Source organism: Thalassospira australica (genome assembly GCF_044790785.1).
Classification (GTDB): Bacteria; Pseudomonadota; Alphaproteobacteria; order Rhodospirillales; family Thalassospiraceae; genus Thalassospira; species Thalassospira australica_A.
In genome coordinates this window covers 1849224-1870070 of sequence record NZ_CP085258.1, presented here as the reverse complement: position 1 = coordinate 1870070, position 20847 = coordinate 1849224, and the positions used below count along the sequence as shown (strand labels likewise).

Genomic DNA, 20847 nt, shown 5'->3' with positions numbered 1-20847 from the left:
TGATGCGTTCGTTTTCAGATCATTTCGATCAACGGTCCCACCAGAATGTATCGGGACGGTAAATGCCAAAGAATGCGCCCGGTTCCCAGCTATGGATGCCTTTTTCCGGGACATTGCGCAGATCGTTATCAACCACGACCGGTTGCGGCACATTGCCAATCAGACCAATGGAAAACATGTTTTCAGCATTGATATCAAGAATACGTTGCCAGGCTTCCTTGCGGGCCACTTCATTGCCCTTCACCCATTTGCCGTAAAGTTCCATGAGTTCCCTGGCCGCTGGCATATCCGGTGCCTCGCCCGCCTCGCCATTGGTCTGGAAATATTGCCCCCATTTCGGCCATTGCAGACTATCTTGCAGAACCGGAACAAATTCCGAAGGAGCCGTTGCCGGGGTTGCAAGGCCGCTATCAACGCCATTGAAGATCGACATGATCGTTTCACCACTATAGGCGCGATTGCGCAGAACTTCGCGCTGCAATCCCTTGACGAACAGTTTCACCCCGATCTTTTTCCAGCTGTCACCGATCAGTTCCAGCATGTCGTCATGTTCAGGATTTTCGCCCATGGTTTCGACAATGATTTCAAGCGGACGACCATCGGGCATCAAACGGATGCCATCATCGTTGCGCTTGGTCAGGCCGATCTCATCAAGCAGTGCGTTGGCCTTTTTCACATCAAAATCGATAAAGCTTTCACGATATTCCGGTTTGAAAAGCGGGCTTTTGGGCAGAATCGTATTGTTGGTCGGTGTCGCCAATCCAAAGAACATCACACGATTGATTTCCGTGCGGTTGATCGCCAGCGACAAGGCACGACGAAACTTTACATCGCGCAACAATTTGCGCCAGACCGGATCGGAACAGGTCAGGTTCGGATAAAGAGCGGCATAAGCCCCAGAGCCGACATCCCACAAACGCACCTTGAAATCCTGTTGGGCTTCGGACTGCTTGAGGAAGGTGTAGTCCTGCAACGACAGGATACGGCTTTGCAAATCGACCTCGCCCGCACCGACCTTGGCCGGAACCAGTTTGGCATTGGAAATATTGAAGATCATCCGGTCGATATAGGGCAGCTGATTGCCGTTCGGATCCGTCCGGTGATAGTACGGGTTGCGTTCGAATATGAAGCGATCAGACGGCTCTTCGGTCCGGATCAACCATGGTTCGAGCGATGGGCGTTCGGTATTTTCGAGCTTGTAAGGGCGGTCTTTATCGGTATGGAGAACAGCCCAGCTGCGTAACCCGCGCTCCTTGACAATCGCATCAAGTTCCGCCGCATCACGGTAATTCTCGTGAAACTGTTTCAGGTAATGAGCAGGACGATAAATGAAAGGCGGGCGCGTTGCCGCCAGTTCCGTCAGGAAGAATGGGTTGGGCTGCGACCAGCTGTAACGAACGGTATATTCATCCAGAACTTCGAACGTTGCCGGTTCATCATCAACGAACAGGAAACGTGGCGGTCCGACCGGAAACAGTTCATCGTTATTGACGATGTCTTCCCAGAAATAGCGGAAATCCTCGGCGGTAAAGGGCTCGCCATCCGACCATTTATGACCTTTGCGAATATGCAGGGTAAAGGCATTGCCCGCATCGTTGACGTCAATACTTTCAAGAATATCGGGTTGCAGGTTGAGGTTTTCATCATATCCGACAAGACGGGTATAGCCATAAACCACCGCCATACGAATATCGCGCGACCGTCCCATGATGGTAACCAGATCGCCACCATATTTGCCGATTTCCTTGTTTTCAGCGGTAAAATCGATGATTTTGGGATTTTCTGGCAAACGTTCTGCCATCGGCGGCAAATCACCCTTTGACACCGCATCCTTGAAATACGGAATTTCGGCCTGTGCCGGATTGCCAGACGAAAGCATCCCGACCAGCATCAATGCCGTCACTCCTGCACGCATCATGCATGCGCACAAGCGGTTATACCGCTCAGCAAAAGCAGTCATCGAGTTCATATGGCTATCTCCTGATAATCGGCACGGGCGGCGCGGACAAAATGGTCCTCGGCGAACTGGACCATGCGCGGGTCCGACTGGGCGTCAATGGTAAAGGGTGCAGGCCAACGACGCGGATCGGATGCCTTGCCGTCGACAATCTTGGTGAAATCCAGAAGATGATCGAGATCGGCAAACGGCACCGCATTCAGCAAAGCCTGAGTATAAGGATGCACCGGATTTCTAAACAATTGTTCGCGCGGAGCTGATTCAATAATCCGTCCAGCACACATCACCGCAATCCGGTCTGCAATATAATCGACCACCGCCAGATTGTGTGAAATGAACATATATGTCAGTTTAAGGTCACGCTGCAAATCCTTAAGAAGATTAAGGATTTGCGCCTGAACAGAAACATCAAGCGCCGATGTAGGCTCATCAAAAATCAGAAGATCGGGTTTCAGCGAAAGTGCACGCGCAATGCCGATACGCTGCCGCTGCCCCCCGGAGAAACTGTGTGGATAGCGGTTCAGGAACCGGGCGTCGAGGCCAACCAGTTCCATCAGTTCCAGCACCATTTTCTTGCGATAGGATGAATCGCCAATGCCGTGGATAGTCATCGGTTCGGTAATGATGTCCTGAACCGTCATGCGCGGATTAAGTGACCCGAACGGGTCCTGAAACACGAACTGGATGCGTTTGCGATACGGGTTGAGCTGATCTTCGTTCAGCCCGGTCAATTCGGTCATCTGACCGCTTTCACCACGAAACAGAATTGATCCGCTATCGGGTGCCATCGCACGCATGATCAGTTTGGAAAGAGTGGTTTTGCCGCAGCCGCTTTCACCAACCAAGCCGACACATTCGCCACGATTGATCGTCAGTGATACATCGGCAACAGCGGCAATTTCCTGTTCCTCGGCCTTGAACCAGTTACCCTTGCGCACTGCAAAGCTTTTATAAAGGTGACGGACGGCCAGAACAGGTTCGCTCGCCATCGAAGGATGCAATGCCAGCGCGGGGGGAACATCTCCCTCGCCCGTTTTGTCATCGCAGAAAGTCATCAGACTGTCGATTTTCGGCTTAATCTCGCGCAGCGGGCGCAACCGTTCGCCCGGACCCATGTCGAAATGAGGGACAGCCGCCAATAACGATTGGGTATAAGCATGACCGGGATTGATAAAAACATCGTGGGTCAGGCCGCTTTCAACCACACGACCGTCATAAACCACTACCATCCGGTCGGCCATGTTGGCGACCACACCAAGGTCATGGGTAATCAGCAAAACCGACATCTGCAATTCGGCCTGCACATCCTTGATCAGACGAAGGGTCTGGGCCTGTATTGTCACATCAAGGGCGGTTGTCGGCTCATCCGCCACCAGCAAAGCCGGGCGGCAAACCATTGCCATTGCAATCATTGCGCGCTGACGCAACCCGCCGGAAAGCTCGAACGGATATGTTTTAAGCGACCTTTTCGGATTGGGGAACCCGACAAGGGCAAGCATTTCGCTGGCAAGCTCCCTTGCCTCTGCCCGCCCGACCTTGCGGTGAAGACGCACGGCCTCACAAATCTGGTCACCGATGGTATGAAGAGGCGAAAGGGAACTCATCGGCTCCTGAAAAATCATCGAAATCCGACCGCCGCGGATAGAGCGTATTTCAGAACCCGAGCGGTCAAGCATCGCGATATCGACCCGGGTTCCGGGCTTTTTCGGATCGGCAAAGACAATCGATCCGTTGGTAATCTGGGCTGATTTGGGCAAAAGGCCCATAATTGCCTGCGAAATGGTGGTTTTGCCCGATCCGGACTCCCCGACAAGGGCGACGGTTTCCTGCGCACCGATGCGAAAACTGACATTTTCGACCGCCTTGACCCGCATATGAGGCAAAACGAATTCAACTTTCAAATCGCGTATACGCAGTATATCGGTCATCTTCCCTCGCCAATGCCGCCTGTCCGACTTGATGCCGCGGCCTGGACCATTGTTTCGGCCTCGTCCATTCGCATCAGATTGGTTCTTGTTATATCGTCGACCAGTAGCTGGTTATCTTTGGCCCAATCCCGCGCAATTTCAAGCAGTTCGTCAAAACCGTCCAATGTTGATTCTGTGACGATTTTTGCATCCCCTGCCTGCAAGGTCAGTTCGAACCATCCCTTTTTGCCATCACGCCGGGTGGAAAAGTAACGCAACCGGAACTTGGAAAGTTCCGACCAGGCAAAGGCAGTGCCACCGCGGAAGTTGCTGATCCGGATACCATATTCCGATACGTAAATCTTTGACTGAAACCGCAGCAGCGTGCGCGCAAAATACAAAATGAACAATAAAGAGAGCCCGGCTGCCGTCCATTGAATGATCGGCAGCATCTCCGGGATCAGGGCAATCACACCGCAAATCAGCAACCCTACCACCGATTTCGCCATATCAGGTGCCATAAGGCGCGGCGGATATCCCATGATCTGAACATCACGATCCCGGACACCGGCCGGTTTGACCGGATCGGCTGTTTCGATACCGCCAGTTTCTTCAATCGGGCTTATTGCCATGGGAAAACTCCGGGAATTCGCAACCATTTGAGCGCGGCATGCTCAAACGAAAACAGATTTTCAAGAAATCTTGTTGTCGCGACATCGTGAATGAGATGGTGGGTGAGAAGACCTGTATTTTCTGCATCATCGACTGTATAGGTCCGGCGTGCAGACAAATGGGCAATCATCGTATTAAGGCATTGGTCTTCGCCGGCAAAACCGCGTGTCCCCCGCCAGTCAATGACATCCACATGCGTATTGACCATCAAAAGATCGGGCACCGGATACGCAGATGGTCGCGGATTAAAAGTGCTGATACCGCGCAGGCCAAGCGATGGCAACGCGCGCATCACGTCATCGGCAATCCGGTTCCAGGGCGGCACCATAACTGGCAAAAAACGGTTACCGAATTGCGATGACAAAACTTCTGATCCGCGCCGAATATCGGCAACCACCGCCCCGATATCACGCACATCGTCCAGTTCCTGCTTTTTGCGGCCGGCAGGCATGTGGTTGGTATGCGACCAACCGTGCAGCAACACCCGGGTATCGAGTGTCTCGGCCAGACGCAGCACCAAGTCGTGTTCAAGATCAGCCGGGATCACGGCAAGGGCAAGCGGAACACTGAAATCCTGTTCAAACGCAAGAATGGTCTCAAGCGCGGATGTCACTGCAACGGCGTCATCGTCACGCCACCACATCGTGGCGATCCGTTCTTCGGATTGCCACAGATCCAGTTCTGCGCGAAGTTGATCCCAGGTACTCATGCCTTCCCTCTTATTCTTTCTGCGATTTTAGCCGCAGTTATCCCCGCCCCGTCCAGAGATATATCTAATTTAGCAGGTTTTTTCGCCCGATCTATTTGATTTGCCAAGGATTGTGGTGTCAATTCCCCGGGATCAAGTAATGACAGCACATCTTTACCCGCCAGAATGGCAGCGCGTTCACTTTGTTCGCTCTCACCCCCATCGGCAAATGGCACCATGACCGATGCTGTTCCGGTCGCCAGAACATCCATCAGCGTGTTGTAGCCAGCCTGCGAAACAGACACACAGGACCGCGCCATACGGTCTCGAAAATCGGGTAAAAAGCGATGTAGTGTAATGCCGTCCGGCAAATCCCGCACAAGCCGGGAAAATGCATCTGCCGGAAAATGAGGCCCGGTGACGATATCCCATGGCTGATCAGCAAAACGCCGTGATAACGGCCGCGCCGCAATCGCGGCATCAATTAACGCAGTCCCCACTGCCCCGCCACCAGCCGAAACAATCACGCCCCTTCGTTCGCCAACTACAAAATCGGCCTTCGGGGCAACATAACCGGTATATTCGATCATATCGGCGATATCATCGGCGAAAGGAAAACTGCGCCCGAAATCGAACAATTCCGGATCGCCATGGACCAGTACACCGTCAAAATGGCTGCGCGCGGTATCACGCATCCAGGATTCTTTGGAACGATCCGATTTACGCACCAGAAGGTCACGAACTGAACAGATACGCGGAGTACCCGATTGTCCGGCATGATCGAGTAATGGCAACAGCTCGAACCGAAAGGCACGCCGCCCGAACGGGAACATTTCAATCAGCAAAAGTTTTGGCGCAACGGTTTCAAACGCATCTAGCAAAGCCTGTTTACGGATCTCTTTCCATGCATCGTCAACCGGATCACCGTTTTCATTGACTAGCCCGGAAAAGCCGCTATCGGCACTGCGACACGGGGGCAATTGAATGACTTCATCGCTTCCGAAATCAAGCACCGCATCAGGAATACCGCCGGTTACAACGGTTGTTGTAATACCAAGGCGTTGAAGTTCCGTATTGATCAGGGCAATACGCCGCACATGGCCAATCCCCAACAAATGCTGCACATAAATCATTACATCAGTCATGCGGGCGGCCCGTCCAAATGATCCAACGGCTGGTTAATGGTAACAATGCCAAGCCCGTTTTGATGCGACCATGAAAAGATATGCATGGCTTGCCAATCAAGTTTGTCCGGGCTTTTTCCCGTCATATCCCAGCCCTTTGCCGCGGCATAAGCCGCGCGAATGACGCCTTTGTGGGTTACGACACCGAAATCACCGCGAGAATGGCTTTTCAAGGCAGCATGGATGCGCGAAAGGACATCACGCGGACTTTCCCCGCCATCAGGGCAAAAATCCCAACCGCGATCTTCGTTTTCCTGCATAACCGATCCCAACTGATGGCGCAAACCGGGAAGCGTTTGCCCCTCCCATACGCCCCAGTTCATTTCAATCCAGTGTTCGTCGGGGGTGACATCCTCGACCCCGATGGCATCGGCAGTCTGGATCGTCCGGATCAACGGACTGACATACCACGGCACAGATCGCCATTTTTCCGGAAGACGCAGTTTTCGATAGGCATCCACCGCTTCCGGCAACAGTGGAATATCGCTGTGCCCCTGAATGCGCTTTTCCTTATTCCACGCCGTTGGGCCATGGCGCAGCAGGGCAAAATGAAAGTTACACATCCCTGCTCCTGATTTTGTAGTTCTCGACAACGCGATGAAGTGATGCACCAAGCATTTCTGCAGCAGCACTCAGGGTATGAATGCGTTCTGCCTTTTGCGATGCAGCGTGGCCGGTCCGTCGAAGTTCGTTGCAACGACTGCCAAGGCATTCAGCCAATCGATTGGCAAACGCATCAATATCGCCAACAGGCACCAGCCACCCGGTTTCGCCATTTTCGACAATTCCCGAAACACCGCCACAATCGCCTACCAGAACCGGCAATGCAGCCGCTTGGGCTTCCAGCAATGCCATGCCATAGGCTTCGTTAATCGCGGGCCAGACAAACATGTCCGACCGGGCCAACAGAATACGGGTTCGATCAGTGTCGCACAGCCCGGCAAAATCAAGTTGATCGTCGGCGATGGCATTTCTGGCAAAAGCATTTTCGACTTCCGCCCTTGCCGGTCCGTCACCGATCACGGTCAAATGCCAGTTTTTGATATTCCGGGTGTTTAATTTGCCAAGGGCTTTCGCCAGCAATTCATATGATTGCAGCTTATCCCCCGGTCGCATCATCGCAGTGGTTACCAGTTGAACCGGTAAATCCGGATCAAGCATGCCCCGATCGGCAGCATGCCAGTTTTCGGTATGGGTGAACGGCGGCAGGTAATGAAGACGGTCCTGCCCGCATAACGGCACCAGACATTTCATATCCGCACGATTAAGAGAAAACACCGCATCGGCGCGCCGCAAGGCATATTCGACCGCCGCGTGACTTTGCGCCCAAGGGCCTTTGGCGCGTTTGGGGGCATAGGATGCCTCGGCCACGACATAGGGGATATCAAGCGCATTCGCGATGATCGGACCGATCCAGTCCGGGGCCTTGTAATACAGGTGATAGGTAAACCAGATATCTGGCCGTTTGCGTGTGCCGTTCTGATATTGCCGCAGCAGTCGGGCGGTCAGCTTTGACGCCAGTTCGGCGATCTGTGACTGACGCAGGACATTGCCATACCCGACACGACTGCGCAGGCGTGATGCGATATCAATGTCATGTCCGGCATACGAAAGCGCATCGCAAAGAAGGCGCGCCATCAAACGATCCCCGGACGGCACAGGGTGATTAATCGGCTTTAACGGTGCATAAAAGGCAATCTGCACGTTTGCCCCTACTCCGCTGCCGGTTGTTGCGCGGCCATCCCGGCCACCGGGGCATCAACACCAAAGCGATGCGCCAGTTCCTTCATGCCTGTATAGAACGAGAAATCCCGTCGAACGATTTCATTTCCCTTACGACCCATCTGATCGCGCTTCACTGGATCGGCAATCAGACCTGCCATGGCTACCGACAAAGACTTCGGATCACGTTCGGGAACGAGTTTGCCGTTCAAGTCATCCGTGATCAGTTCGGGAATGGCTGAAATCGCGGTTGAGACTGCGGCAAGCCCGCAAAGCTGGGCTTCCATCAGGACATTGGGCAATCCGTCGCGGTCACCATCCTTTTCGACCCGGCTGGCCAACACGAACAGATCGGCGGACTGACAGGCGGTAATCACTTCCTTCTGGTCACGCGGCCCCTGCCAATCACAACGATCTGCAATGCCAAGTTCAGTTGACAGCAATTTGTATTTATCGCCATTTCCCCCACCGATATGAACAAACCGCCAGTGCAGGTCTTTTGGCAGGTCGGCAAGAGCCCGCAGAAGATCGTCATAGCCCTTTTTGCCGACCAGTCGACCAACCGAGAGGATTGTCACCGGGTTATCGGCGTCATGCCCGTTACGGGGTGGCCGATCCGGCAAATCTTCGGGGAAGCGGGAAAAATCAAGGCCATGATAAAGCAAATTCACCTTTGCAGGGTCATCGGCAAGCTTTTGCAGATGATCGACATTGGCCTTGGTACAAGTCACCAGCCAATCCATATCGGCCAGCTTTTCGCGCATGTCCCAATCTTCGCTGGTGTAGATATCCTTGGCATGCGCCGAACAACACCATGGAAGACCGCGAATGATCGCGGCATATCGCGCAACCGATGCCGGGGTGTGCAGGAAATGGGCATAAATGCGAGTGATATCATGGGGAAGTTCGGCGGCCATGACCAGCGCCTGTGCAAAACGACGCGCACGGTTCGGCGTGCGATCCCGACGGTAATCCTGCCACCAGATGTTTCTTGCCCGACGATATCCCGGCATGTTGCGCGCCTTTAACCAGCCGCGAAGCACACGCACCGGTTCCTGATAAACATATTCCGGCAGGTAATCGATTTCAGCCGTGATCCGTTCGTGGATCGGATGGCGTTTTTTATCGGTCGGATGGCGCAGCGACACAATGCGATAAGGAATACCTGCCTGCTGAATACCGAGAATTTCCTGGGCAATAAAGGTTTCCGACAATCGTGGATATCCTTTCACCACGATTGCAAGCTTGTCGCATGTCATCTGTTGTTATCCCGGAAAATCTTACTCGGCAGCCAGCTGCGGCGGCAGCCAGCGTTCAACCTGATCACCAACGCTGTCTAGACCACCCATCAGGTTTGGCACGGTCACATGTGACGGCTTTGGCTGATCAAGCAGACCACGAAGGGCCTGGGCCATTTCCATCGGCGGTCGACCGCCATCCTCGGTCAGCATTTTGACCAGACCAAGTTTTTCGGCGGCAGAGGCACGAACATATTGTTCAAGCCGCGGCACAGTGCGCGGAACAATGATTGCCGGTTTGTCAAAGGACAGGATTTCACAAAAAGTGTTGTATCCGCCCATTGCGATGACACCGGCGGATCGATCCATCAGCATTTCGACATTGGCATCAAAGGTGATGACCGAAAGCTTGTCGATCTTTTCTGCGCGTTCCATGAAAGCGTGCTGGTCATTTGGTGCCATGAACGGGCCCAGCACAACAAGCGAAGGAACGGGAATATCGGGATCTGCTTCATAGGCGCCGATGACCCAATCAACCAGATTAACCCCGTCACCGCCGCCACCGGTTGTGACAAGATAATAGGGTTCTTCCAGACCAAGCGCACCATGTTCCGGGGTTGGTTTGCGGGTGGCTGTGCGCGGCAGGTAGCCGGTATAGGTCATCTTTTCCTCGACACCAGGCGGCAAATCGATGCCTTCCAGAGGATTGCAGATGTCCTTGAGGCCATAGACCCAGATTTCGTCATAAAGGTCGGCAAGGGCCGGAACGCATTTTTTGCGGTCCCATTCCTCGCGCAGGTTGACCGGGTCATCCATCACATCACGCAATCCCATGACAAGGCGCGTACGGCGATGGCGCAACATCCGAAGTGTCGATTCAACTTCACCGCGCAAGCCGAGCGGTTCCTTGTCGACAATGAAAAGATCGGGATTAAACACATCGGCGGTATGCTGAATGATGGATTCACGCATTGCCAGTGTCTGATCGACATCGATGTTAAGGTTTAGCGACGTATATTCGCCATTCGACAGCTTGATTACGCCCGGAATACGCACGAAATCGACTCGCGAGCGGAATTCGAAACTGCCGATAATCGGCGATCCGGAAAGGATCAGCACAGATACATCGTCACGACGCGAAACAAGCGCATGCGCAATGGTCCGGCAGCGGCGCAAATGCCCCAAGCCGAATGTATCGTGACTATAAATCAGAACACGATATCCGGTATTCCCCACGATCGACATATATCCGCCCGCTCTCGTAGTGTCCCTCGATACCTTCTCAACCCTATACAGGGTGACATGATATCGCCTGTTGGCAAGTATTTCCGTATTTTACGGTATTGAAAACCTGCCATCGGGCTATTGCTCTCATGCCGATGCGATATCTTGCAAGACTTTTTCGAGCAGGGCCTCGCGTTTTTCGTTGCTATCAAGGGCGCGAAGTTTTTCCGAAAGTTCTGTGACACTATAGGCATAGCGGTTATGCCAGTCATCTCGCGACATCTCGCCGGCTGGCAGGCGCGGTTTGAATTCGGCTTGTTTTGCCTGCCCGCGTTTAAGCATTACGGTATCATCAAGCATCGGAAGGCCGATTTTGGTTTCCTCGAACCCGTTATTGATCATCGCCTGACGCATGCCCTCGCGTGCGCCATCTTCACCATGGGTCAGGAAGATACGGCGTGACACCGGCATGCGCTCCCCGATCCAGCGCAGCAACATTTCCTGATCGGCGTGACCGGAATAGATATCAAGCGTCCTGATCCGGGCACGGACATCAACCTCGTCGCCATGAATGCGGACATGTCTGGCCCCTTCCTGCAACACGCGGCCAAGCGACCCGGCAGCCTGAAAACCGACCATCAGCACCGTGCATTCAGGCCGCCACAGATTGTTTTTTAAATGATAGCGGATACGCCCGGCATCACACATACCGCTTGCGGACAGGATGATTGCCCCGCTTTTGACCCGGGCCAGTTGCATGCTTGCCTCGACATCCGGCACCATATGGAAATTGGGATGCGCCAAGGCACGTGCATCGTCATGAGACAGATGTTTGGCAAAAACCTCGGTCGCGCGCTGGGCCAGCGGGCTATCGACAAAAACATCCGCCTTGGGAAGCTTTCCACGATTAAACAGGGTTGCCAGATCAACCAGCAATTCCTGCGTCCGGGCAACGGCAAAGCTCGGGATCACAAGATTACCACCGGCCTGAATGGCTTTGCGAACTTCGACAGCCAACATTTCGCGGCGTTCGGCGTCGCTGACTTCAGGACGGTTACGATCACCATAGGTCGATTCAACAAACAGATAATCGATATTTTTGGGGCCTTCTGGCGCATCGTTAAACACCGCCTCGCCCGTGCCGATATCCCCGGAAAACAGCAAGCGCAATGTGCGCGGCTCGCCGTCCGGTGCCTCGTCATCCACTTCGACCTCAATCGAGGCTGATCCCAAAAGATGCCCTGCATCCCAGTAGCGCGCCCGCAAGCCCGGCAGAACTTCGCGCCATTCGTGATAGTCAACAGGCTGCAAACGTTTGAGGGTCTTTTCCGCGTCTTCGCGGGTATAGATCGGGGTGACTTCCGGCCGACCGCGCCGGACATTGCGGCGGTTAAGACGTTCAACCTCTGTTTCCTGGATATAACCAGAATCGGGCAGCATGTAGGTCAGAAGATCGCAGGTCGGTTCGGTCGCGTAGATCGGCCCGTTAAAACCGGCCTTCACCAGTTTGGGAAGCAACCCGGAATGATCGATATGCGCATGGGTCAGAAGAACGCCACGAATATCAGAAGCCTTGAACGGAAAAGCCCCATAATTCAGTTCACGAACCGTCTTGCTGCCCTGAAACATGCCGCAATCGACAATGATATCACCACCATCGGTACGCAGCAGATAACACGAACCGGTAACGCCACCCGCAGCCCCGCAAAAAGTCACTGATACAGTCATTTGCTTTCCACCCTTGTTCGGTTGTTTTGTTCAACATCGCCGGAAAAGGATTTGAATTCCATGATCTGGATCAGTTTTTAAAATGCCTGCAAACCACCAAATGGCAGGTAAAGCACGGTATCGCCCTTTTTGACCTGCCCGCAATCCTCGGCAATTTCTATCAACCCTTCGGCCCATACCATCGAGGACAACATGCCTGAACTGGCTGAATGATACGGTATCGCAAGCCAGTTGCCATCGTCATCCTGAGCAAGGCGCGCGCGCAACCATTCACGACGCCCGGTACCGCGTTTGAAATCGAATCCGGCGATTGCCGGTAATCGCACAGGTGTACAAACCGCCTCGGCAGCCCCCATCATATGCAAAAGCAACGGCACGGCATAAAGCAGGCCCGAAACCATCACCGAAACCGGATTTCCGGGTAAACCGATAACCACACAATCCCCGATGCGGCCCCGCATCAATGGCTTTCCGGGTTTGATCGCCAGCTTCCACGCCTGAATTTCGCCAAGGCTATCCACGACGGGTTTAAGCAGATCAGCCTTGCCAACCGATACGCCACCCGATGTCATGATGACATCATGCGTTTCGGCAGCATCCTTCAAGGCGGATTTAAGAACGTCAAAGTCATCTGCCAAAAGGCCAAGATCCGTCACCTCGCACCCGCAAGCACGCAGCATGCCGATCATGGCAAACCGGTTGGAATCGTAAATGCCACCGGGTGGCAACGGATCGCCCGGCTTTGCCAGTTCATCCCCGGTCGAGAAAACCGCAACCGACAATGGCCTGGAAATCGGCAGTGATTGGTATCCCTGCCCGGCGGCAACCGCAATATCCTGTGGGCGCAAACGCTTGCCGGCTGGCAGAACAACCACACCGGTCACAACGTCTTCGCCACGACGACGGATATGCTGATGAAGGACAGTCTTTGCAATCACGTCTCGCGAGACGATCAAAAGCGTTTCATCGGCATTCGCCGTGACATTTTCCTGAATGATGATGCAATCCGCCCCATCAGGAATAGACGCCCCGGTCGCAATGCGGATTGCCTGCCCCTGCGGGATTTTTCCAGCAAAAGGATGTCCTGCCAGCGACACACCGCCCACAGTGATTTGCGCATCCCCCGTTCCGACGAGTTCCTGCAGGTCGGCATGACAAAATGCATACCCATCCATTGCCGAATTATCGGCTGACGGCACATCGACCCTTGCAACAATATCCTTACGCAAGATTGCGCCGTAACAATTACTTATCGGCGCTTCCATCACCGTCGCACGAATATTGACTTCGTCAAATGCAATCCGCAGCGCATCTTCCAGCCGGGTCAGACCCGGCTGATGGCAAATATCTGGGATGGCAGGATTATTTTGTGGCGTGATCATCGGCAGCCTGTAGAACGTAACGGGATCATGTAGCGGCGATAGTGATCCGCCGGAACGGGAACGTCAATGGCGCGACGACACGCCATCATGCCCTGGGCGGGATCGCGAAATTGCCCGACTTAACATAATCACCGGTACGACGCCGACAATGACAATGGTCAATGCACCAAGGGCTGCCTGTTCGATCATTTCATCCTTGGCGAACTGATAGACATGCGTAGCAAGTGTTTCGAAATTGAATGGCCGCAGGATCAGTGTCGCCGGGAGTTCTTTCATCGCATCAACAAAGACCAGAACCGCCGCTGCCAGAATCCCGCCGCGCACCATCGGAAAATGAATGCGCTTCAATGTTCCCCATGGGCTTTCCCCCAAGGTCCGGGCTGCGTCATCCATGCTGGGCCGAACCTTGCCAAGGGCGGCCTCGATCGAACCATAGGATACCGCCATAAACCGAACGGCATAGGCAAAGACGATGGCAAAGACCGTACCGCTCAGAAGCAGGCCGGTAGATATGCCGAACGTTTCGCGCATCACGGCGTCGACTGCATTGTCAAACCGCGCAAACGGGATCAGAACCCCAATCGCCAGAACCGCACCCGGCACAGCATAACCAACCGATGCCATACGGATGCAGAACCGCAAAAGAGGTTGCGGGAACAGGCGCAAGGCATAGCCAAGGAATACCGCACAACCAACCACAACGATGGTTGCAAGCCCCGACACAAGCAAACTGTTGCCCGCAAATTCAAAGAAGTCCGATGTCCAGCTTTGGTCAAAATAACCGATTGAATAATAGATCAGCACCATCGACGGAATTACAAAGCCCGACACAATCGGCAGGATACAAACGGCCAGCGCAAAGAATTTGGCAACCGGCCCCAGTTCATAGCCCGGCAATTCCTGAAAACGATTGGTGGTATCATGGAACCGTTGGCGACGGCGCGAATAACGTTCGGCCACGATCAAGACAATCACGACGGCGAGCATGGTCAGCGCAATCTGCGCCGCCCCGCCTGCATTCCCCATACCCAGCCAGACATTGAAAATTCCGGCCGTCAGAGTGTGAACCGCAAAGAAATCGATGGTTCCGAAATCGTTCAGGGTTTCCATCAGCGCAATGACGACGCCAACCACAATGGCCGGTCGCGCCAGAGGCAAGGCAACTGTGACAAATGAATTCCAAGCCGAGCGCCCCAAAACACGCGCTGCTTCGAGGACACAGACCGATTGTGCCAGAAACGCCGCACGTGCAAGCATGTAAACATAGGGATATAGCGTCAGACTGAGCACTATAATCGCCCCGCCCTTAGTCCGGATATCGGGGAACCAGTAATCGCGCGCAGTTTGCCAGCCGAAAATGTCGCGCAGCATGCGTTGCACCGGACCGGCATATTCCAGAAGATCGGTATAAACATAGGCAACAATATAGGCCGGAACCGCCATCGGCAGCAGCATCGCCCATTCAAAGAACCGCTTGCCAGGCAAACGACACATCGTCACGACCCATGCCGCCGAAACCCCGATCAACGTTACACCAACGCCAACGCCCAGCATCAGAATACCGGTGTTTTTCAGATATCGCGGCAACATGGTCGATGCCAGATGCGGCCAGATATTTTCTGTCGGGAACAATGCCAGATAAACAACCGCAATCAACGGCGTCGCCACAAGAAGCGCTATAATAAACGCCCCGGCCAGCCAAAAGCCGGATTGCCCGCGCGGCAACCACCGCATCGAGGTTCCAAGTGAGCGTTCGCGCAACGGATCAAGCGTTTCGGTTACTGCAGAAGGCCGGATATCGCGATCATTTTCGGTCTGACAGGAATTGTTCACGCAGATAGCGCCCTATTCGTTAAAGCCGACTTCGTCGATCAGACGAATGGCAGCGCCACGATTATTGGCAACTTCATTAAGCGGCAGTTTGTCGGATGTGAAAGTCCCCCAGGACCGGACCATATCCGACCATGCCACGCCCGGCTTGACCGGATATTCAAAATTGACATCCGCATACATATGCTGGACTTCATCCCCCGAGAGGAATTCGACCAGCTTGATCGCATTTTCCTTGTTCGGCGCGTTCTTGATCAGCGCCACGCCCGAAATATTCACATGCGTGCCGCGATCCCCCTGATTGGGGAAAACAATCCGGACATCCTTGGCCGCATTGGCCTTGTTCGGGTCATCAAGCATCTTGCCATAATAATAGGAATTGCCGATTGCGAGATCGCAAACGCCTTGCGACACAGCTTCGATCTGGTCGATATCAGCCCCTTGCGGTTTGCGCGCAAGGTTGTCTTTAAGGCCCTGAAGCCAGGTTTTCGTATATTCCTCACCGTGGTGGGCGATTATCGAAGCAACCAGTGCGATGTTATAGACATGCATGCCTGAACGCACGCATATGCGCCCCTTCCATTGCGGATCGGCGAGTTCTTCGTAAGTTGCGATGGCATCGGGTTTAACCCGATCAAGCGACGTGTAAAGAACACGCGCACGGGTGGTTAGCCCCAGCCACAGATGATCCTGATCACGAAATTGTTCAGGAATATTTGTATCGATAACATCACTTTGCATCGGTGCTGTGATATCGGCATCCACCGCATCCTGAATGCGCCCGATATCGACTGTCAGCAGAAGGTCAGCCGGGCTATTGCGGCCTTCATGCTTGATACGCTCGACCAGACCGCTTTGCGAAAACAGGGTATTGACCCGAATGCCGGTTTCCTTGGTGAATTGTTCGAACATCGGTTCGATCAGGAAAGGCTGGCGCAAGGAGTATACATTGACTTCTTCGGCAGCATTCACTTGAAATGCGCTCAACCCGACCACTGCGCCCACTATGCCAAAGACCTTGTTGCGCAGTGACGTCATCATTATTCTCCTGAAGTGTTCGCAAAGCGTTAAGGCAAGTAAGAATGATTTGTACTCGCTGCCGGGGAAATTAAAGGGCAGCTACCCTGTTTTGCAAGAGCGAATAGCACATAACCGGCTTGTCCATTCATGTTTGCCCGGCCAAACGGCTTGAATTCCAAATACGAGAAAGGGACGGCAATGGTTACCGTCCCTTTCAAGAATCGTTCGAAAAACGAAAATTCGTTTATTCGTTGTAGCCGACTTCATCAACCATGCGAACTGCATCGGTGCGCAGAGTTGCGATTTCGTTCAACGGCAAATCATCAGCTTTAAACTCGCCCCACGATTTGACATTTTCAGCCCATTCGACACCCGGTTTGACCGGATATTCGTAGTTGACCTCGGCATAGATTTTCTGCGCAACGTCATCGGACAGGAATTCCATCAGCTTGACAGCATTGTCACGGTTCGGAGCCCCCTGGATCAGGGTCACACCGGAAATGTTCATATGTGTGCCACGATCACCCTGATTCGGGAATACGATATTGACGGCTTCAGCCCATGTACGCTGTTCTTCATCGTCCATCATTTTGCCGAAGTAGTAGGTATTGCCCAGTGACAGATCACACTCGCCTTCCTTGATCGCCTTGACCTGCCCCCGGTCGTTACCCTGCGGTTTACGTGCAAGGTTGGCTTTCAGTCCTTCAAGCCAGGTTTTGGCTTCTTCCGGACCATGGTGGGCAATCATCGAGGCAAACAGTGCAACGTTGTAAACCTGGGTCCCGGAACGGGTGCAGATACGTCCTTTCCATTTCGGGTCGGCCAGTTCTTCGTAGCTGGTGATTTCACCTTCGGAAACGCGATCCTTGGAAGCATAAATCACACGACCACGCTGGGTCAGGCCGAACCAATGACCATCGGCATCACGCAGGTTGGCCGGGATATTGGCCTCGAGAACATCGCTGTCAACCGGTGCGGTAACACCCGCTTCAACCGCATCCTGAATACGACCGATGTCAACCGTCAGAAGCAGGTCAGCAGGACTATTGGCACCTTCCTGCTTGATGCGCTCCACCAACCCCTTTTCGGCAAAGATCACATTGACTTTAACACCGGTTTCTTCGGTAAATTTCTCGAACAGAGGTTCGACAAGGAAAGGTTGACGCAGCGAATAAACGTTGACTTCCTGTGCGGAAGCAGCGTTGGCGGTGATTGCTGATGCGCCCAATACAGTCCCGCAAATAATCTTTCTGATGTCCATGTGAACGTTCCCCGTTGAAATCCATGAAATCCGCATGCATCTGCAAATCAGTTGCAAACGCAAAGAAGCAATTAAGCGCCCTGCGACACGATTTCAACAGAGATCATCCCAATTCAACCCGGCGATGTGATGCATTTCACATATAGAAATATCAATATATTTCCAAAGAGTACCGCCAGCCGGAAAACGCAACCTAAAGCAGGTTGAACGATCCTTTGCTTGCGCTTTTCCAGGCATCAAGGAATTCCTTATAGGCGGGAACATCCCCTGCCCGTTCTTCGAGCCACTCCACCGTCAGATTGATCGCGTGATTATACCCGTCATGGTCGCTTAACCCGGTGTGCAGCACATAACGCAGATACAGAAGATAGGTATTAAGCACGTCGGTTTCGCAATAACGGCGAATGCCTTCGATCTCGCCATTGTCATACATGTCCGAAACCTTGCTGCCATCAACGCCCGTCTTACCCGGAAGATCAAGAGCGGCACAAACCTCGTTCATCCTGGTCCTTGCGGATGCGCCATAGTCGGAAAGAACTTCAGCCAGATCGCAATGCCAGTTGGGGGCATAGCGCGACGTATAGTTTTCCCATTTGTTGGCCGACTGATGCAACCATCGTGCAGACACCCCATGCTTCATCGCACGATACTTCAAAACCGGCAGATCGAACCCGCGGCCATTGAAACTGACCAGCCTAGGATAAAGTTTACCGCAATAGGCAAAGAAGCCGTTTACAAGGTCCTTTTCCTCGCTGGTCAGATCCCCGCCGGAACGCAGTTCTTCAATCTCGTAGGTTTCGAGATTGCCATCGCGCTGGATCGTTGCGCGCAGGAAACTGATCGCGACGACCTTGTGAAAGGGTTGGCGCGGGAAACCGTTTCGACCGTCGGTAATATCAAGATGATATTTTTCGAGCATTTCGCGCCCGGTCACCGGATCTGGTGCAGTTTCACCGGTCAGTTGCGGCAAAACATCGATATCGGGAACAGTTTCGATATCAAAAACAAACAGACTGTCATGTGTCATGGTGCCCCCGGCAGAAATGCGTTTCACGCAGCATAAACATGCTTGGCAAAAGTTTCACGAACTTCCAGGCAAATTTCCATACCCGCAATCACATACGCACTGACATCTCCTGACACGGCTGTCAGGAGGATCATTATAGACTGCAAGCCATTATGGCACATCACAAGTCCGGCAAATATCGTCAAGCAGGGTTGCGTCCTCTTTGGACCCAAGGTTAAACTTTGCCCCACCTGTATCAGGGGCAAAGTCCAGTCAGGGGACCAAACGAGCAACCACTGGTGACATGACGGCATCAAACCGTCGGACATTGCATTTGATGCGCTTCCGGACCGTAGAAGATAGTCAAAGGGAAACATGATGAACATCCTGCCTACCGGAGCCGCAATGCTTATGGCCGCTGGCCTTGCATTTTCCACGTACACAACCGCACAGGCACAGAATGCCAGTTGCGAGATTGATCGCCCGGTGATGTTCGCCGGGCTGAATTATGACAGCGCGCTTTTCCACAATGCCGTCGCGCGCTTTATCATTGAAAAAGGTTACGGTTGCCAGACAGATGCCCTGCCCGGCGATGTCATTCCGCTTTTGACCGGTGCGGGCAAAGGTGACATTGATGTCGTCATGGAAATCTGGCGTGATAACGTCGCCGATGCCTGGAAAAAGGCAGAAGCCGATGGCAATGTTACCCAGATCGGGGTGAATTTCGATGATGCCGTCGAAGGCTGGTTCGTGCCGCGCTATGTCATCGAAGGCGATGCCGAACGCGGGATCGAACCGATGGCACCCGATCTGAAATCTGTCGAAGATCTGCCAAAATACGCCAAGCTCTTTGAAGATGCCGAAGAACCGGACAAGGGACGTTTTTATAACTGCCCGGCTGGCTGGGTCTGTGAAAAGGTCAATTCGGCGAAACTCTCGGCCTATGGCCTTGATGATAGCTTCACCAACTTCCGTCCGGGTACAGGAGCCGCTCTTTCTGCGGCCATCGCATCGGCACATAAACGCGGCGAACCAGCCCTTTACTATTACTGGGGCCCGACCTGGGTGCTGGGGCTTTATGACAGCTACCGTCTTGAGGAGCCCGCCTATGATCAGTCGATTTTTGACAAACTGAAAACCGATGCAAATCCGACAAAGGCAACTGCCTATCCCGAAAGCACGGTGACAGTCGGGGTCAATTCGGAATTCATGAAATCAGCCCCCAAATTGATCGAGTTCCTGACGCACTATGAAACCAGCAATGCAATGGTTTCGGAAATGCTGGCCTATATGCAGGAAAACGAAGAAAAACCCGAAGGCACCGCCCTTTATTTCCTGAAAGAGAAGCCGGAAATATGGAAATCCTGGGTGCCCGAAGATGTTGCAAAACGGGTTGAGGCTGCACTTTAAATCAAGCTTAAAAGCTGATTTCTAAAGGTACTTTCGGATCACGATACGGGGCAGGTTTTATAATCTGCCCCTTATTTATTACGCATACCAAACCGGGTACGCCGTCTGCCGACAAGTTCAGTCTGCTGAAAACCGGGCCGTACCAGTCGGCGGCCTGGGATCGACTTCTTCGGTATCCATCAGGCGGGCGACATGTTGCAGGGAAGCAAGAATGCGGCTGCGCTCGTTCAGGTCGAGCATCTCATAGCGCTGCATGAATTCACCGTCCATCAGCGGTGGCGTATCACTTAGTACGGCAAGCCCCTTGCCGGTCAGGCGACTATTGACCACCCGTTTGTCATCGGCATTGCGGGCCCGCTCGATAAAACCGCGATCTTCAAGCCGGTTCAGGATTGTCGTCACAGTTGCCTGACTAAGCGACACATGCCGCGAGATTTCCTTGACGGTTACAGCCCCCAATTCCTCTATCGCCAAAAGCACGACAAGCTGTGGAACAGTAAGACCACAAACCTTCATCACATGCTTTGAATGCAGATCCGTTGCGCGAATGATTTGTCGCAATGCGACCAGAACGTCCAGAAATTCCCTTCTTTTCTGCTGATCTGTGATCATGCGCGC

General features: G+C 53.4%; 17 protein-coding genes. 1 reads left to right on the top strand and 16 read right to left on the bottom strand.

What is annotated here, in order from left to right; all coding sequences use genetic code 11:
- Positions 1-28: 28 nt before the first annotated feature.
- The 15 genes from LG297_RS08960 to LG297_RS08890 form a co-directional block, all read right to left on the bottom strand.
- Entirely contained in the window at positions 29-1969 is a 1941-nt protein-coding gene (locus tag LG297_RS08960; protein ID WP_404426571.1) for an ABC transporter substrate-binding protein, read from the bottom strand.
- Entirely contained in the window at positions 1966-3885 is a 1920-nt protein-coding gene (locus tag LG297_RS08955) for a dipeptide ABC transporter ATP-binding protein (RefSeq protein ID WP_404426570.1), read from the bottom strand. The genes LG297_RS08960 and LG297_RS08955 overlap by 4 nt, the downstream gene beginning before the upstream one ends.
- The gene (locus LG297_RS08950) at positions 3882-4496 is read right to left on the bottom strand and encodes a hypothetical protein (RefSeq protein WP_404426569.1); all 615 of its coding nucleotides are present in this window, start codon (positions 4494-4496) and stop codon (positions 3882-3884) included. Before LG297_RS08950 ends, LG297_RS08955 begins: the two co-directional genes overlap by 4 nt.
- Positions 4487-5245: a polysaccharide deacetylase family protein gene (locus LG297_RS08945; RefSeq protein ID WP_404426568.1), complete on the bottom strand. Its 759-nt coding sequence runs from the start codon at positions 5243-5245 to the stop codon at positions 4487-4489. The genes LG297_RS08950 and LG297_RS08945 overlap by 10 nt, the downstream gene beginning before the upstream one ends.
- Positions 5242-6369: a glycosyltransferase family protein gene (locus LG297_RS08940; RefSeq protein WP_404426567.1), complete on the bottom strand. Its 1128-nt coding sequence runs from the start codon at positions 6367-6369 to the stop codon at positions 5242-5244. Before LG297_RS08940 ends, LG297_RS08945 begins: the two co-directional genes overlap by 4 nt.
- Complete coding sequence (locus LG297_RS08935; protein WP_404426566.1) at positions 6366-6971, bottom strand: histidine phosphatase family protein; 606 nt, start codon at positions 6969-6971, stop codon at positions 6366-6368. Before LG297_RS08935 ends, LG297_RS08940 begins: the two co-directional genes overlap by 4 nt.
- Positions 6964-8046, bottom strand: a complete 1083-nt coding sequence (locus LG297_RS08930; protein ID WP_404426565.1) for a glycosyltransferase family 4 protein — start codon at positions 8044-8046, stop codon at positions 6964-6966. Before LG297_RS08930 ends, LG297_RS08935 begins: the two co-directional genes overlap by 8 nt.
- 74 nt (positions 8047-8120) lie before the next feature.
- Positions 8121-9389, bottom strand: coding sequence for a glycosyltransferase family 4 protein (locus tag LG297_RS08925; RefSeq protein WP_404426564.1), 1269 nt, complete (start codon positions 9387-9389; stop codon positions 8121-8123).
- A gap of 21 nt (positions 9390-9410) precedes the next feature.
- Positions 9411-10613 carry a glycosyltransferase family protein gene (locus LG297_RS08920; protein ID WP_404426563.1) on the bottom strand — a complete coding sequence of 401 codons (1203 nt, stop codon included), beginning with the start codon at positions 10611-10613 and terminating at the stop codon, positions 9411-9413.
- 126 nt (positions 10614-10739) lie between these two features.
- Positions 10740-12320 (bottom strand): MBL fold metallo-hydrolase, encoded by a 1581-nt coding sequence (locus LG297_RS08915; protein WP_404426562.1) that lies wholly within the window; start codon positions 12318-12320, stop codon positions 10740-10742.
- A 77-nt stretch (positions 12321-12397) separates the two neighbouring features.
- Positions 12398-13702 carry a gephyrin-like molybdotransferase Glp gene (gene glp, locus LG297_RS08910; RefSeq protein ID WP_404426561.1) on the bottom strand — a complete coding sequence of 435 codons (1305 nt, stop codon included), beginning with the start codon at positions 13700-13702 and terminating at the stop codon, positions 12398-12400.
- Positions 13703-13765: 63 nt separating this feature from the next.
- Positions 13766-15535, bottom strand: a complete 1770-nt coding sequence (locus tag LG297_RS08905; protein WP_404426560.1) for an ABC transporter permease — start codon at positions 15533-15535, stop codon at positions 13766-13768.
- 12 nt (positions 15536-15547) lie between these two features.
- Entirely contained in the window at positions 15548-16570 is a 1023-nt protein-coding gene (locus LG297_RS08900; protein WP_404426559.1) for a Fe(3+) ABC transporter substrate-binding protein, read from the bottom strand.
- 226 nt (positions 16571-16796) lie between these two features.
- Positions 16797-17813 (bottom strand): Fe(3+) ABC transporter substrate-binding protein, encoded by a 1017-nt coding sequence (locus LG297_RS08895; protein ID WP_404426558.1) that lies wholly within the window; start codon positions 17811-17813, stop codon positions 16797-16799.
- Positions 17814-18006: 193 nt separating this feature from the next.
- Complete coding sequence (locus tag LG297_RS08890) at positions 18007-18840, bottom strand: 3'-5' exonuclease (RefSeq protein ID WP_404426557.1); 834 nt, start codon at positions 18838-18840, stop codon at positions 18007-18009.
- Positions 18841-19224: 384 nt separating this feature from the next.
- Here LG297_RS08890 and LG297_RS08885 point away from each other — a divergent pair, with 384 nt between their 5' ends.
- On the top strand, positions 19225-20229 hold the full coding sequence (locus LG297_RS08885) for an ABC transporter substrate-binding protein (RefSeq protein ID WP_404426556.1): 1005 nt from the start codon (positions 19225-19227) through the stop codon (positions 20227-20229).
- 117 nt (positions 20230-20346) lie between these two features.
- Here the strand turns inward: LG297_RS08885 and LG297_RS08880 are convergent, their stop codons facing one another.
- Positions 20347-20841 (bottom strand): MarR family winged helix-turn-helix transcriptional regulator, encoded by a 495-nt coding sequence (locus tag LG297_RS08880; RefSeq protein ID WP_404426555.1) that lies wholly within the window; start codon positions 20839-20841, stop codon positions 20347-20349.
- Positions 20842-20847: the final 6 nt, after the last annotated feature.

Bases quoted from the DNA above. Each gene is read 5' to 3' on its own strand.
- LG297_RS08960 (WP_404426571.1), bottom strand. From the start codon at position 1,969: ATGAACTCGATGACTGCTTTTGCTGAGCGGTATAACCGCTTGTGCGCA.
- LG297_RS08955 (WP_404426570.1), bottom strand. From the start codon at position 3,885: ATGACCGATATACTGCGTATACGCGATTTGAAAGTTGAATTCGTTTTG.
- LG297_RS08950 (WP_404426569.1), bottom strand. From the start codon at position 4,496: ATGGCAATAAGCCCGATTGAAGAAACTGGCGGTATCGAAACAGCCGAT.
- LG297_RS08945 (WP_404426568.1), bottom strand. From the start codon at position 5,245: ATGAGTACCTGGGATCAACTTCGCGCAGAACTGGATCTGTGGCAATCC.
- LG297_RS08940 (WP_404426567.1), bottom strand. From the start codon at position 6,369: ATGACTGATGTAATGATTTATGTGCAGCATTTGTTGGGGATTGGCCAT.
- LG297_RS08935 (WP_404426566.1), bottom strand. From the start codon at position 6,971: ATGTGTAACTTTCATTTTGCCCTGCTGCGCCATGGCCCAACGGCGTGG.
- LG297_RS08930 (WP_404426565.1), bottom strand. From the start codon at position 8,046: ATGGCGCGCCTTCTTTGCGATGCGCTTTCGTATGCCGGACATGACATT.
- LG297_RS08925 (WP_404426564.1), bottom strand. From the start codon at position 9,389: ATGACATGCGACAAGCTTGCAATCGTGGTGAAAGGATATCCACGATTG.
- LG297_RS08920 (WP_404426563.1), bottom strand. From the start codon at position 10,613: ATGTCGATCGTGGGGAATACCGGATATCGTGTTCTGATTTATAGTCAC.
- LG297_RS08915 (WP_404426562.1), bottom strand. From the start codon at position 12,320: ATGACTGTATCAGTGACTTTTTGCGGGGCTGCGGGTGGCGTTACCGGT.
- glp (WP_404426561.1), bottom strand. From the start codon at position 13,702: ATGATCACGCCACAAAATAATCCTGCCATCCCAGATATTTGCCATCAG.
- LG297_RS08900 (WP_404426559.1), bottom strand. From the start codon at position 16,570: ATGACGTCACTGCGCAACAAGGTCTTTGGCATAGTGGGCGCAGTGGTC.
- LG297_RS08895 (WP_404426558.1), bottom strand. From the start codon at position 17,813: ATGGACATCAGAAAGATTATTTGCGGGACTGTATTGGGCGCATCAGCA.
- LG297_RS08890 (WP_404426557.1), bottom strand. From the start codon at position 18,840: ATGACACATGACAGTCTGTTTGTTTTTGATATCGAAACTGTTCCCGAT.
- LG297_RS08885 (WP_404426556.1), top strand. From the start codon at position 19,225: ATGCTTATGGCCGCTGGCCTTGCATTTTCCACGTACACAACCGCACAG.
- LG297_RS08880 (WP_404426555.1), bottom strand. From the start codon at position 20,841: ATGATCACAGATCAGCAGAAAAGAAGGGAATTTCTGGACGTTCTGGTC.